This is a genomic window from Fervidicola ferrireducens (genome assembly GCF_001562425.1).
GTDB classification, from domain to species: domain Bacteria; phylum Bacillota; class Thermosediminibacteria; order Thermosediminibacterales; family Thermosediminibacteraceae; genus Fervidicola; species Fervidicola ferrireducens.
Map to the genome: position 1 here is coordinate 75600 of NZ_LOED01000005.1, position 13649 is coordinate 89248.

Genomic DNA, 13649 nt, shown 5'->3' on the forward strand with positions numbered 1-13649 from the left:
TTTTTTTGGTTAATTTTCTTCGAGAGAGAGGCCGCTTTGATGAAAAACCTAACGGTATTGCTGACACTAATGGCTCTTAATACTGGTGGAGCTGAGACCCACGTAGTTTCTCTGGCAAGACAATTGAAAAAAGAGGGAATCAATGTTTTGGTTGCTTCCCGTGGAGGGGAACTGGTAAAAGAACTTAATGCCAGCGGCATAGAACATTTCACTATGCCCCTCCACAGTAAAATGCCAGGTAGCCTATTTTCATCGATAATTGGGCTGACGAAACTCGTAAAAAAATACAAAGTAGACTTAATCCACGCCCATGCGCGCATACCGGCCTGGGTCTCTCAATGGGTTTTTTATATTACAGGATGTCCTTACATCACCACTTCCCACGGCATTTACTCCACCAACTGGGGTTTAGGATTATTAACGGCGTGGGGGGAAAAAATCATAGCCGTAAGCGAGGATGTCCGGGAGCACCTCGTGAAGAATTTTAAAGTAAGGCCCGAAAAGATATACGTCATACCAAACGGTATAGATTTGGAACAATTTGACCCAGGAGTGGATACTTCATCGGTCCAAAAGGAGTTAGGGTTAAGTTCCGATGAAATGAAAATCGTGTACATAAGCAGGCTCATGGGGGCAAGAGGTGAAATAGCCCTCAAATTGATTGACGCCATGCCCGATATCTGCTCTTCTTTTCCAAATGCAAAACTAATAGTGGTCGGTGAAGGTGACAAGCTGGAAGCCATAAGAGGGCAGGCCGAAAAGTGCAATACCGTTTTGAAAGGTCGGCGGGTTATCGTGACAGGTGCAAGGCTTGATACGTACGCTTTGATGGGCCTTGCAGATGTGGCGGTGGGCGTCGGAAGGGTGGCTCTTGAGGCCATGGCTATGAAAAAACCCGTAATTATAGCGGGTGAAGCCGGATTTATGGGGATACTTACCCCGCAAAACTTCGAGGATGCGAAAAAACACAATTTCAGCGGCCGCGGAACTGGGCAAATTACCGATTCGATGAATCTTGGGGCAGCCATAAAACGCCTTTTAGCGTCTCCGGACTTAAGAAAAGAATTGGGCGAATTCGGCCGGAAACAGGTAGAGGATCAATTTTCAATTGACTCGATGACAAAAAAGGTCGTGGAAGTTTACACAAAGGTTCTGGAGGAGGTAAATTGATGGGCTTGATTGATAAAAAAGGTAGGCTGTTTGGCTTGATAAATGTAATAGATTTGCTGGTGATAATTCTGGTTGTGGCAGTTGTGACAAGATTTGCATTAAATCCCCAGAAAAGTTCTTTGACTAATGAGGAAAAAAAGATTCAGGTTGTGCTGTTAGTAAAAGACGTGCGGGATGCCACTGCTAACGTAATAAAGGAAGGGGATATGGTCCGCGAAACAAAAACCAACAACCTTCTCGGAAAAGTGACAAAAGTTGAGGTGAAACCTGCTGAAACTCTTGTGAATACCGCCGACGGCAGGGTTTTAAATGTGCCGAATCCGGTATTAAAAGACGTTTACGTGACCGTCGAAGGTTCGGCTACGGTGGGGGAAAATGCTATTGTATTGGGAGGAACGGAGATTAGAATCGGTACCGCTTTACAGATGAAGACCAACCTTTATGCTGTAGTAGCTACTGTAATGGAAATTAAAGGGCTAAAATAAAGGGGCAATAGATCTATGGAAGCTGCAATTCGGTGGATATCTGAAAGTTTCATTGCAAAAATAATAAGCTTTCTTTTTTCTAGAGAAGTGCGGGAAAACAGCATCCTCTTTAAAATTTTAAAAGAGATTGCCGGTGCTTCGAAAGCCCTCTTCCGCGGAAGTTTTATTGGGCTTTTATTGCAAAGTGAGCCGTGGGAGAAAGAAGCTTTGTCATCCAGCCGTTTTTGCAAAGTGCTTTTTAATACGGCAAACCGTTTTTCCGTTTTCAGGGACATTATAAGGGATATTGTAGAAAATAGCTCTTGTTACAGGTATTCAGTAAAAATCTGGCTTGATTTTACAATGCGACCTTTTAAAATTCTGTCTTTAGTCTTCTTGCCTGCAACATTTACCTACGCTGCTTTGAAAGGCATGTTTTCCGGTTTGTCGGCTGGAGAATTCACGGCCGTCATAATTGCTGCAGGAATTCTGATTCCTTCCTATTTTATAAATTTAAATTTGTACGATGTATTTAAAGGAAGCATTTTGCTGCGGGCGTCTGGTCTTCTTGACGGAGGTCCGAAGGCGGCTTTGCCTGCTGTTGATGAGGAAAATGCCGGTTTTGTATATGTGTTTTTGGGTGCTGTTTTTGGAGTGCTTTGCTTTGCTTTGCCGGTCATAACCGTTATTAGGCTCACCGGCCTAATTATGCTATCATTTTTATTATACCTGAAGCCTCATTTCGGAATTTATATCATGGCTTTCATACTGCCCCTTGTGGACACGATTTACAGCGTTTTGCTCATAGGGTTCACATTTGTTGCCATGGTGCTTAAAGCTGAGAAGGGAGAGTTTGGGGTTCCGAACGGGACGGTGCCGGCCGCTTTATTTTTCGCCTCGGCTTTCATAGCAGCGATTTTTTCAGTAGCACGGTTTGAGAGTTTGAAGCTGCTGCCTATTTATGCGGCGTATTTTATGACTTTCCTGGCTTTCTATCATTATTGCAGAAAAGAAAAGGTGATGAAAACCGCCCTTCTTTTTCAAACGATTTCCACGGTTGGAATATCCCTATACGGCATATATCAGTATTTTTACGTAAAAAAACCTACTGCGATTGCATGGGTGGACACAAAATTATTTCCGGAAATAACTATGAGAGTCTATGCGACGCTGGAAAATCCCAATGTACTGGCTGAGTATCTGGTTTTCGTCATCCCGGTAGTTATGGCTTTTATCTGGACGTCTGATAGAGTTGGACGCAAACTGGCCTTTAGCGGATTGTTGGGTATCATATTGACCTGTCTTGTAATGACCCTATCAAGGGGAGGCTGGTTGGGCCTTGCCGTGGCGGTATTGATATTTGCTCTGGCAGTTGACCGCAGGTTGTTTGCAGCTCTGATGTTAATCGCGCTAATATCGCCAGTGTTTTTACCCTCGGTAATAATCAACCGTATAGCGAGCATAGGAAGCCTGGAGGATAGCTCCAATGCTTACCGGATTACTATATGGGTTGCTACCTTGAGGATGCTGAAGGATTACTGGTTAACGGGATTGGGGCTCGGGCTGCAGGCCTTTTCCAAGGTTTACAGGGATTACATGATTGCGGGAACTCCCGCGCTTCATTCCCACAATTTTTACCTGCAGCTGGGGCTGGAAATGGGTATTTTGGGGCTTATTTCCTTTTTATGGTTTGCGTGGGCGGAACTTAAAGGGGCGGGCAGGATTTTGAGAATCAAAAGAAGTCCACGGGCGGCTGTGTTTGCGGTGGGAATTGCAGGCGCGATTTCTGGTCACTTATTCCATGGGCTGTTCGACCACGTATGGTTCAGTCCGAGGATTGGCCTGACATTCTGGGAGATGGCTGGGATTCTGGCGGCTCTAACTGCATCGGCAGAAGCCGGAGAGCTTCAGGGGGAAGTCGGCAGGTCATGAAGAAGGTTTTGCACGTTATAACCGATACAAATATAGGAGGCGCCGGCAGGTATTTGTTGAACCTCCTTTCTGCCTGGGATGAAAACCGGTATTCGGTGACTGTGGCATGTCCTGCCGGAGGAGAATTGGAAAAACGCTTAAAGAGTTTAGGCGTTAAGGTCTATCCCCTCAAGGGCGGCGAAAAGTCCTTTCGCATCTCGCACGTGGCGCAGATTTTAGGAATTATTGCCCGGGAAAAGGTGGATTTAATCCATACCCACGCCAGCCTTTCGGGGCGGATAGCCGGTAAGCTTTCAGGCTGCAGGGTTGTTATGACCCGCCACTGGATGGGGAAAAAAAGCGAGATGGGTCTTTTGAGGCGCTGGATAAACCGGATTATTTACCGCCTCCTCACCGACCGGGTCATTGCGGTGTCGAGGGCCGTAAAGGTGAGCCTTATAGAAATAGGGGTTCCGGCCTGGCTAATAAAAACAGTGTACAACGGGATAAATATTCCAAATATTTTCGAAAACTGCGGGAAACTAAGGATGGAACTCAATACCCCAGAAGGTGTTCCTCTGTTGGGCATGATAGCCCGTCTTGTGCCGGAGAAAGGCCACGAATATGCCATAAAGGCCATGCCCGAGATATTAAGGAGATTTCCTGATGCTCGCTTGGTCCTGGTAGGCGATGGTCCATCCAGGACTTACCTTGAAGACCTGTGCGAGAGGGTGGGGGTTAAGGAGAGAGTAATTTTTTTGGGTTTTAGAAAGGATGTAGAAAAGATTGCTATAGATTTCGACGTAATCCTTATGCCTTCTTTGAGTGAAGGGCTGCCCCTCGCACTTTTGGAATCCATGGCATTGGGGAAACCCGTTGTGGCTTCCGAAGTGGGTGGCATTCCGGAAGTTATAAAAGACGGGATAAACGGTGTTTTGGTGCCTCCCGGAGATGCGGGAGCTCTCGCAGAAAAAGTTGTAGGGCTTTTGATATCGGACAAATTGCGGGAAAACTTAGGGAAAAATGCAAGGCATACCATATTGTCACAGTTTACGGCGAGGACAATGGCTGAAAAGACCCTGCGGATTTATGATGAACTGATGAAGTGAGGGGCGGTTCGAGTGAAGCCTGCGATTAAAGGATTAACGGTGATTTTTATAATTTCCATAGCATTTTCCCTGTTTAGCCTCACGTCGAAAATTGCCACCGAACAAAAAAGCAGGGTAGTTGAAATTTCCGTTCCGGTGAGTGAGATCGAGCAACTTGCCAGGATCACCAGGCGAGCTCCCGGAGAGATATTGGGCGAGTTAAAGTCGGCAGGGGTCACTTCGCTAGCGGTAGAAGAAACCACGGTAAAGGATATGATTGATAGAGGCAGGATTTTGGTGATGAAGGGCTGGCAGCTCATGGACCACCAGCGTTTTTTAGGAGTAGAAAACGACCTGGCAAGGCAAATTATCTCCAGGAAGAATTTCAATCCAGAAAGCTATTATATATTTACCCGGGACAAAGCAACTTTTGACAAATTAAAGATTGCAATGTTTTCTAGAGGGTATGAAATAATAACCGAAGAGGGCGAAGGTACCTACGTGATTCAGGAAGTAAAGGGAAGGGGCGGATTTAGTGAGATTGGCTTGGGTTTTGACCGGCCTTCGATAGATTTAGCTAAATCTTTAGGTTTTAATGTAATATTGATGTTGAAAGGCGTAAAAGGAAAGACGGCACAAGAAATAGAACAAATAAGCGAGATTTTTGCTGAAGATATATCGGTTTTGATACTTCAAAACAACGAAATACCACAAAGAACCGAGGCTGCAGACATTCTTTTTAGCAAGGTAAAAGAAAAAGGTATCCGCCTGGGGCTTGACGAATTTAAAGAAACAGAAAGTTTAAAAAAGGGTATAGGGGAAAAAGGATATGAAATCGTAAGAGTATACAATCGTCCCCCTCATAAATGGATGGAAGAATATCTGCTTGCTGTAAGGGATAGAAACGACAGGTTGCTTTATCTGCACCTTTTTCTATCCGGAGATGAGGACCTCGTAAGATACAATAAGGAACACATAAAAAGTATATATGATGACGTAATATCGGCGGGTTTCAAGCCGGGATTTTATCCGGAAAAAGCTTCTTCCTTTTCAAAAAATCAAACATCAAGCCTTGCAATGGCACTGCTCCCGATCGTTGCTTCCATGGGATTGGCGCCGGGGCTGTTTTATCTACTTCGGATATTTAAAATTAAGGAGAGTTATGCTCTGCTTTCCTCTTGCGGCTTTTTAAGTCTTATGTGGATGCTGGCTTTAATAGATTTTTCATTTTTTAGAATTGCTGCGAGCCTTACGGCTTCTGTACTTTATCCGTGCCTTGCCGTATGCCGGGAAATGCCCGCAAACGGGTCAACTACTAAGAATTTGAGGCGGAGTATTGCAAGTGGGCTTTTAACACTTGCCAGGGCAACCGCATTAACTTTTGCAGGAGCCCTGTTGATCACTGGAATCTGCGGCGATATGGATTTTATCGTTGGTTTAGAAAAGTTTCGCGGAATTAAAGCGATGTACATCGCCGCCTTTGTCTTAATCGGCTTTATTTATATATGGTTTCAATACGGCAGAGTTCCGTTGAATAAGCCGTTGTTTACCGTTGGAAATCTATTTGCTCTGGCTTTAGCGGGCGGAATTTTGTATATCCTAATAAACCGCACCGGGAACTTTTCGGTCGTTCCAATACCCAAGTGGGAATTGTATTTCCGAATTTGGCTGGAAGAAGTACTACCCGTGAGGCCCAGGACAAAGGAATTTCTGATAGGATTTCCGGCTCTTGTTCTGGCGGGAGGCCTCAAAAATCCCCAAAGAACATGGCAATTTAGGTTACTTTTGGTAGCAGGGCTTTTGGGCGAGCTGTCCATGATAAACACTTTCAGCCATTTTCATGCAAATGCCCTTATCTCAATTGTCCGTTCCCTGGAGGGGATACTTCTGGGAAGTTTTATCGGAACCCTAGCATTGATTGGATTTTTCACATTATGCCGGAAAGGGAATGAAAGAGAATGAAGAAAATACTGGTCTCGGGGTACTACGGTTTCGGCAATGCCGGAGATGAAGCTATATTGATGGCCATAGTCGAGTCTTTTAAAAAATTGGATGAAAACGTACGAATAAAAGCTTTGTCGGCCAATCCAAGAGAAACGGAACTGATGCATGACATCGAGGCCGTGCATCGAACCAACCCTTTTCTTGTGGTGAAAGCAATTGCCGAGGCAGACCTGGTTTTGAGCGGTGGTGGCGGCCTGCTTCAGGATGTTACCAGCAGCAGATCTATTCCTTATTATCTTCTCATAGTGTTTCTCGCAAAGAAAATGGGAAAAAAGGTGATGTTTTATGCCAACGGAGTCGGCCCTGTCAACCGGAATTTCAACAAGCGGTTGATTGCCTCGGTGGGCAATATGGTGGATTTGATTACGGTTAGAGACGAAAACTCCCGGGACCAGCTAAAAAACCTCGGAGTCAAAAAGCCTCCCATTTATGTCACTGCCGATCCAGCCTTTGCGCTGAAACCCGTGGATGATGAAACCGGACTTCGTATACTCACCAGGCAGGGTATAAATTTGGACAGCGGAGGTCTCAAAATAGGCATTTCTGTAAGGCCGTGGAAAGTAAGCGAAAGCAGAAAAGTCATCGCTGAAGTTTCCGATTATTTAATAAGAAACTACTCTGCAAATATAGTATTTATTCCAATGCAGTTTCCGCAGGATTACAATGAATCTCTGGAAATCATGGGACTGATGAGGGAAAAGGCCATGGTGATTGGTGAATCGCTGGGACCGAGAGAACTGCTTTGGATTTGCGGAAAAATGGACCTCCTTTGTGGAATGAGACTCCACGCGCTCATATTTGGTGCCATAATGGGGGTTCCCCTTGTGGGACTTGCCTATGACCCTAAAGTTGAAAACTTTTTAATGCGTGTCGGGCAGCCGTCTGCCGGGGCACTAAAGGACTTAAAAGTTCAAAGACTGTGTAGTCTTATCCAAGATGCTATAAAAAAAAGGGAAGAGAGCCGCCGCACGCTCCTTGCAAAAAGGAAAGAGATGGAATATTTAGCCAACGAGAATGCTAGGCTTGCTTTAAAACTCCTGGAGGGTGGCCATGAGCAAGAAAAGAAGAATTGAAATACTGGGTGTGCCGCTGGATAAAGTGACGCTGGAACAGGCGGCGCAGGAAGTTGAAAGAATGCTGGATGAGGGGAATACAAAGGTCATCGTAACGCCTAATGCGGAAATAATCATGGCAGCACAGAAAAATCCCGCATTAAAAAGTGCTATAGCTGCTTCCGACCTCATATTGCCCGATGGCATCGGAGTGGTGATAGCTTCGAAAATTATTGGTAGTCCGTTACCTGAAAGAACAGCAGGTTTTGACCTGATGGTAAAGATGCTGAAGATGGCTGCCGGCCGTGGACTTTCCATATACTTGCTGGGGGGGAAGCCGGGTATTGCCGAAGAAGCGGCAAAAAATATACTGTCGAGGTTTCCGGGGGTTAAAGTGGCGGGAACCCACCACGGATACTTTGATGAAAAGCAGCAGGATGAAGTGGTGCAAAAAATCAATGAAGCAAAGCCGCATTTTATCTTTGTAGGCATGGGTGCTCCGCGCCAAGAACTCTTTATGATGAATAACAGACACAATATAAATGGAAGTATAATGATGGGTGTCGGCGGCAGCCTTGATGTATTTGCGGGCAGAGTGAAAAGGGCACCGACATGGATGCAGAAGACGGGTTTCGAATGGCTGTACAGGCTGCTGCAGGAACCCCGCCGGATAAAGAGAATGTCCGTACTCCCCCTTTTTATTGTAAAAGTTCTGATAAAAGTACTGACGGAGAGGGGGAATAAATAACTTGAAACTCAAGTCGAATCTGCTAGATTACGCCCTGATTGTTGTTGGATGCTTCGTAGCGTCCTTAGGTCTCACCATGTTTCTTGTTCCCAATAAAGTAGCAGCAGGTGGAGTCAGCGGCCTTGCCACGGTGCTCCATTACCTGTTCGGCCTGCCCGTGGGATGGACGATGCTGGCCTTTAACATTCCCCTTTTTATAGCAGGGATAATCTTTTTGGGTCCCGTTTTCGGTGCGAAGACCATAGTCGGCACCATACTCCTTTCGGTTTTTACGGAGTTGACGAAAAATTTTCCGGTGATAACGCGGGATTTGCTGCTTTCCAGCGTATACGGCGGCATCGTTCTGGGCCTGGGCCTGGGGCTGGTCTTCAAAACCAGGGCTACTACCGGCGGCTCCGACATAGCGGCCATGCTGATTCATCATTTCGTACCAATTGTCAGCATTGGCCAGGGGATACTGCTCATAGATTTTTTCGTCATAGCTCTGAACGGTATTTCCTTTAACTGGGAAATTGCCATGTATTCATGGATAGCCCTCTATGTAAGCAGTAAAGTGATAGATATAGTTCAGGAAGGCATCAATTATGCGAAAGCAGTTTACATAATTTCCGATAGAAACGATGAAATACAAAAGAGGATTTTGGAAGACTTGGGGCGCGGAATCACGCTTTTTGAGGCAAAAGGCGGTTACACGGGAGAAAACAGGAAGGTTGTAATGTGTGCAGTGACGAGGCTCGAGCTTCCAAAATTGAAGCGGATTATATGGGACATAGACCCCAAGGCCTTTATAATTATTCACGACGTGCATGAAGTTCTGGGAGAAGGGTTTACATTTATAAATAATAAATGACGAGGTGATTGAAAATGCCAGTATCCAAAGAAAAGCTTGAAGAATTGACAAAAACAGCCCGTAGAGTTAGGCGGCACATCATAGAGATGACCGCCGAGGCGGGATCCGGACATCCGGGAGGGTCGCTATCCTGTGCCGATATTTTGGTCGCTCTTTATTTTCAGGAAATGAAGATAGACCCTAAAAATCCCAATTGGCCCGACAGGGACAGGTTTGTGCTTTCAAAAGGTCATGCGGCACCGGCGCTTTATGCCGTGCTGGCCGAAAGGGGTTATTTCCCGAAAGAGGAACTAAAGACTTTGCGCAAAATCAACTCCATACTGCAGGGGCATCCTGACATGAAAAAGACACCTGGAGTGGACATGACTACCGGCTCCCTGGGGCAGGGGCTTTCGGCAGCGAATGGCATGGCGCTGGCCGGAAAACTGGACGGTAAATCCTACAGAGTCTATGTCCTCCTGGGAGACGGTGAGCTTGAAGAAGGCCAGGTTTGGGAAGCTGCCATGGCCGCAGCCCATTATAAGCTCGACAACCTAACGGCCTTTGTGGACCACAATGGTCTTCAAATAGATGGTCCTATAGTCCAGGTGATGTCGCCGGAAATAATACAAGAAAAATTCAGGGCCTTCGGCTGGCACGTAATAGATGTAGACGGCCACGATTTTGAAGACATATTGCGAGCTATTGAAGAGGCCAAAAGCACGAAAGGCAGGCCGACGGTAATAGTGGCCCGGACCGTAAAGGGAAAGGGAGTGCCCTACATGGAAAACCAGGTGGACTGGCACGGCAAAGCTCCGTCAAGAGAGCAAGCAGAAGAAGCGCTGAAGGCCCTTGGGGGCTAGCAAAGAAAATAAAGAAAGGAAACGGAGGTAGAGACAATGCCCAAAATAGCTACTAGAGAAGCCTACGGCGAAGCCCTTGCCGAACTGGGCGAAGAGATAAAAGACATAGTTGTTCTGGATGCCGACCTATCCAAGTCCACAAAAACCAGCGTTTTTGCCAAAAAATTCCCCGAGCGTTTCTTTAACATGGGCATAGCGGAACAAAACCTGATGGGAACGGCAGCGGGCCTCGCCACCTGCGGCAAGATACCCTTTGCCAGCACCTTTGCCATATTTGCCACCGGTAGGGCTTTTGAACAGATAAGAAACTCTATCTGCTACCCGAACCTGAACGTGAAAATAGCCGCAACCCACGCCGGCATCACCGTAGGAGAAGATGGAGCCACACACCAATCCATAGAAGACATAGCCCTCATGAGAGCACTGCCCAACATGACGGTAATAAGTCCCGCCGATGCAACGGAGACCAAAATGGCGGTAAGGGCGGCGGCACAGATGAAGGGCCCCGTGTACTTAAGGCTGGGCCGGCATCCGGTAGAGACCATATTCGGCGAAGGATACGAATTTAAGCCGGGCAAAGGGGTTATATTGAGGGAAGGAAGGGACGTGGCGATCATAGCCACCGGCGTCATGGTAGCCGAAGCTCTGAAAGCAGCAGAAATCCTGGAAAAGGATGGCATAAATGCCATGGTCGTCAACATTCACACCATAAAGCCGATTGACGAAGAAGTCATCTTAAAAGCGGCAGAATGTGGAGCCATCGTCACCGCTGAGGAGCACAGCATAATTGGGGGCTTGGGCAGCGCGGTGGCGGAGGTGCTTTCTGAGAAAAAGCCCGTTCCCATAAAGAGGATAGGAATCAAAGATGTTTTCGGCATGTCCGGCAAACCCGAAGAACTGATGAAAGCCTATGGCCTCACGGCGGAAGACATAGCGGAGGCGGCTGTAAGGTCTGTAAAAAAGAGTATAGACTGATTTCAATTATTTCCCGGTGAAAGTCCCGCGACATTTCGGGATTTTCACCCTTTTTAATTTTAGGCCCCGCAAGTCCTTGTCCTCATAGCCCTTGACAAACTGCAGAAAATGTATATTTTTAAATATTAGAAATATATTTTTCTCCTCCTAAAGGCTCTGATCTCACGTCAGAGTTTTAATTTTCTTCTTGAGATTTTCCTCCTTCAATATGCCTGCTATCTTAAAAATTTCCCGGCAATGGTGCTATACGCCGCAAGTGGGATAATATAGCTTGTTTAAATATATAATAAGAATGTATGTGGTGTGTCTGGGGATTGGATTGGGGAAAGACCCTTTTAGTTTATATATAGAAATGGGGGATGTCTATGAATCTGGCTATATTATCCACCTATCCGCCAAGAGAATGCGGTATAGCATCATTTGCTAAAGACTTGAGGGACAACCTCACATTGTGGGGTCAAAACGTAAAAATACTGGCCATCACCGACAACGGCTCATCATATACCTATCCTCCCGAAGTCGTATTCGAGCTTCACGAAGAAAACAAAGTAGATTTCACAGCTTCAGCCGAATATGTGAATTCCAGCTACACCGACATAGTGCTTTTGGAGCACGAATACGGAATATTTGGAGGCTGCGACGGGAGCTACGTCCTAGATTTTGTAGCCCACCTGAAAAAGCCCTTCATCCTCAATACTCACACTGTACTTTCCCAGCCTTCAGTGAGTCAAAAGAGCATATTGATGAAATTGGGACAAAGGGCTGCGGCTGTAATCTGTATGACCAGGCGCTCGGCAGAACTTTTGCACGAAGTTTATAAAATACCCCTCAATAAAATCTACGTTGTACCTCATGGAGTGCCGGTATTCAGAGAAAAGCCGAGGGAAAGGCTGAAGGAAGCCTACGGAATTGCGGGCAGGCCTGTGGTTACGACTTTCGGATTTATAGGGCCGGGCAAGGGTATAGAAATAGGGATTAAAGCCATAGCTATGTTAAAAGCAAAGTATCCGGATATATTGTATTTGATCGTGGGTGAGACCCATCCTAAACTCAAAAAGCGAGAGGGCGAAGTCTACCGCGAATCTCTGGAGAAGCTGGTGGAGGATCTGAAACTCCACGACAATGTCCGCTTTATCAATAAATTCCTTACCCTCGAAGAAATAGGAGATTACCTATATATGACCGATGTTTACCTCACCCCGTATCCTGGGAGGCATCAGGCAGTAAGTGGCACGCTGTCATATGCAATTGGCTGTGGAAGGGCGATCGTTTCTACCCCTTATGACTATTCACTTGAAGTGTTAGCAAATGGGAGAGGGCTTGTCGCGTCACAGGCCGATTCAGAAGAACTAGCTTACTTAATAGATCGAATATTAAAGGACCCTGTTTTGAAGAGTCAGCTGGAAAAGAAAGCTGCAAAACTTGGAAAGACCATGACATGGCCCCAGGTTGCAAAAAGCTATGTGGAGATCATAGAGGAGATATTACAGAACCGCCGGGGGAAGGCCCTACCCTTGAAAGGGTAAGGATGAAAGCGGCGGCCAGTTGTGCTAAAATAGAAGCATGAGGCGAACAAACATTGTCCGGGTTTTGCCCAGCAAGCAACAAAAGCAAATACTCGAAACAATCGGGGATCGCTGCGCTGCCCTCTGGAATGCCATCCAATATAGGTGCAGGCAGGCCTTCCTCAAGGGTGAAGCCGTGCCTTCCTACGAAACTCTGTGCGCCGAGTTCAAGGAGCACCCGGCGTATCGTGCCCTGCCCGCCCACATAGGGCAGGAGGTCATCAAAAAAGCACGGAAGGCGTGGGATTCCTTCTTTGCGTGCCTGCGGCTGTACCGGAAAGGCAAACTGGAGGAGCCGCCACGCATACCCCGCTACTGGAAGGAACGCCGGACGGGAAAGCGCACATTCCGCGTCATCCCCGTCAAGGCGCCCACGTCCTACGCATTGGACTCCCATAACCTCTCCCTCACACTACCGCGGGATCTCCGGGAAAAGCATGGGGACCGCCTGATCCTGCGTACGAAGGGTGCCCTGCGCTTCCATGGCACCCCAAAGACTTTAGAACTCAGGTACGACCGTGTGAAGAAGCGCTGGTATGCCCACCAGGTCGTGGAAGTGCCGGAAGCAGCAAGAAAAACTCGACCCGAGAAATACGCCGCTTTGGACCTCGGCGCCAGGGTGCTGGCTGCTCTGGCCGTTGAGGGTATAAGCCGCCAGATTCTCTTCTCCGGTCGCAAAGTCTGGAAAGACTTCGTGTACTGGACGAAGTGCATCGCTGAAGAGCAGGCAAGGCTTGCCCGGGCTGGGCGAAAAACCTCCCGGCAACTTCGGAAGCTCTACCAGGCACGTACCCGCAGGCTCAAACACGCCTTTATCGCTCTGGCCGCAGAAATCGCACGTATCCTCAAGCAACACCACGTGACCACGCTGTTCATCGAAGATCTGACCGGCATCCGGGAGGACATGGACTTCGGGCCGAAAAACATCCTGGTGCACAACTTCTGGGCCTTCAGGATGTTGAGGAATCTTGTCGAGGCCG

The 13649-nt window shown here is 47.1% G+C and carries 12 protein-coding genes; all 12 read left to right on the forward strand.

Features of this window, described 5'->3' with window-relative positions; genetic code table 11:
• Positions 1 to 39 precede the first annotated feature (39 nt).
• Complete coding sequence (locus AN618_RS03500; RefSeq protein ID WP_066352152.1) at positions 40 to 1170, forward strand: glycosyltransferase family 4 protein; 1131 nt, start codon at positions 40 to 42, stop codon at positions 1168 to 1170.
• Positions 1170 to 1655, forward strand: coding sequence for a DUF4330 domain-containing protein (locus tag AN618_RS03505; protein WP_066352154.1), 486 nt, complete (start codon positions 1170 to 1172; stop codon positions 1653 to 1655). Before AN618_RS03500 ends, AN618_RS03505 begins: the two co-directional genes overlap by 1 nt.
• 15 nt (positions 1656 to 1670) lie before the next feature.
• Positions 1671 to 3566 (forward strand): O-antigen ligase family protein, encoded by a 1896-nt coding sequence (locus AN618_RS03510; RefSeq protein WP_066352156.1) that lies wholly within the window; start codon positions 1671 to 1673, stop codon positions 3564 to 3566.
• Positions 3563 to 4654, forward strand: a complete 1092-nt coding sequence (locus AN618_RS03515; protein ID WP_066352158.1) for a glycosyltransferase family 4 protein — start codon at positions 3563 to 3565, stop codon at positions 4652 to 4654. The genes AN618_RS03510 and AN618_RS03515 overlap by 4 nt, the downstream gene beginning before the upstream one ends.
• Before the next feature lie 12 nt (positions 4655 to 4666).
• A complete protein-coding gene (locus AN618_RS03520) occupies positions 4667 to 6595 on the forward strand; it encodes a DUF5693 family protein (RefSeq protein ID WP_066352160.1) in 1929 nt (642 codons plus the stop codon).
• Positions 6592 to 7710, forward strand: coding sequence for a polysaccharide pyruvyl transferase CsaB (csaB, locus tag AN618_RS03525; protein ID WP_066352163.1), 1119 nt, complete (start codon positions 6592 to 6594; stop codon positions 7708 to 7710). Before AN618_RS03520 ends, csaB begins: the two co-directional genes overlap by 4 nt.
• On the forward strand, positions 7688 to 8437 hold the full coding sequence (locus AN618_RS03530) for a WecB/TagA/CpsF family glycosyltransferase (RefSeq protein ID WP_187694873.1): 750 nt from the start codon (positions 7688 to 7690) through the stop codon (positions 8435 to 8437). The genes csaB and AN618_RS03530 overlap by 23 nt, the downstream gene beginning before the upstream one ends.
• A gap of 1 nt (position 8438) precedes the next feature.
• Entirely contained in the window at positions 8439 to 9287 is an 849-nt protein-coding gene (locus tag AN618_RS03535; protein WP_066352172.1) for a YitT family protein, read from the forward strand.
• 14 nt (positions 9288 to 9301) lie between these two features.
• Complete coding sequence (locus tag AN618_RS03540) at positions 9302 to 10129, forward strand: transketolase (protein WP_066352173.1); 828 nt, start codon at positions 9302 to 9304, stop codon at positions 10127 to 10129.
• Between the two features lie 36 nt (positions 10130 to 10165).
• Entirely contained in the window at positions 10166 to 11104 is a 939-nt protein-coding gene (locus AN618_RS03545) for a transketolase family protein (RefSeq protein WP_066352175.1), read from the forward strand.
• Between the two features lie 365 nt (positions 11105 to 11469).
• Positions 11470 to 12630, forward strand: coding sequence for a glycosyltransferase family 4 protein (locus AN618_RS03550; protein ID WP_066352176.1), 1161 nt, complete (start codon positions 11470 to 11472; stop codon positions 12628 to 12630).
• A gap of 37 nt (positions 12631 to 12667) precedes the next feature.
• Positions 12668 to 13649 (forward strand): RNA-guided endonuclease InsQ/TnpB family protein (locus AN618_RS03555; RefSeq protein ID WP_066352180.1); only part of this gene is annotated, 982 nt, incomplete at its 3' end.

Coding starts and splice junctions, on each gene's coding strand:
- AN618_RS03500 (WP_066352152.1), top strand. CDS start 40: ATGAAAAACCTAACGGTATTGCTGACACTAATGGCTCTTAATACTGGT.
- AN618_RS03505 (WP_066352154.1), top strand. CDS start 1,170: ATGGGCTTGATTGATAAAAAAGGTAGGCTGTTTGGCTTGATAAATGTA.
- AN618_RS03510 (WP_066352156.1), top strand. CDS start 1,671: ATGGAAGCTGCAATTCGGTGGATATCTGAAAGTTTCATTGCAAAAATA.
- AN618_RS03515 (WP_066352158.1), top strand. CDS start 3,563: ATGAAGAAGGTTTTGCACGTTATAACCGATACAAATATAGGAGGCGCC.
- csaB (WP_066352163.1), top strand. CDS start 6,592: ATGAAGAAAATACTGGTCTCGGGGTACTACGGTTTCGGCAATGCCGGA.
- AN618_RS03530 (WP_187694873.1), top strand. CDS start 7,688: ATGAGCAAGAAAAGAAGAATTGAAATACTGGGTGTGCCGCTGGATAAA.
- AN618_RS03540 (WP_066352173.1), top strand. CDS start 9,302: ATGCCAGTATCCAAAGAAAAGCTTGAAGAATTGACAAAAACAGCCCGT.
- AN618_RS03545 (WP_066352175.1), top strand. CDS start 10,166: ATGCCCAAAATAGCTACTAGAGAAGCCTACGGCGAAGCCCTTGCCGAA.
- AN618_RS03550 (WP_066352176.1), top strand. CDS start 11,470: ATGAATCTGGCTATATTATCCACCTATCCGCCAAGAGAATGCGGTATA.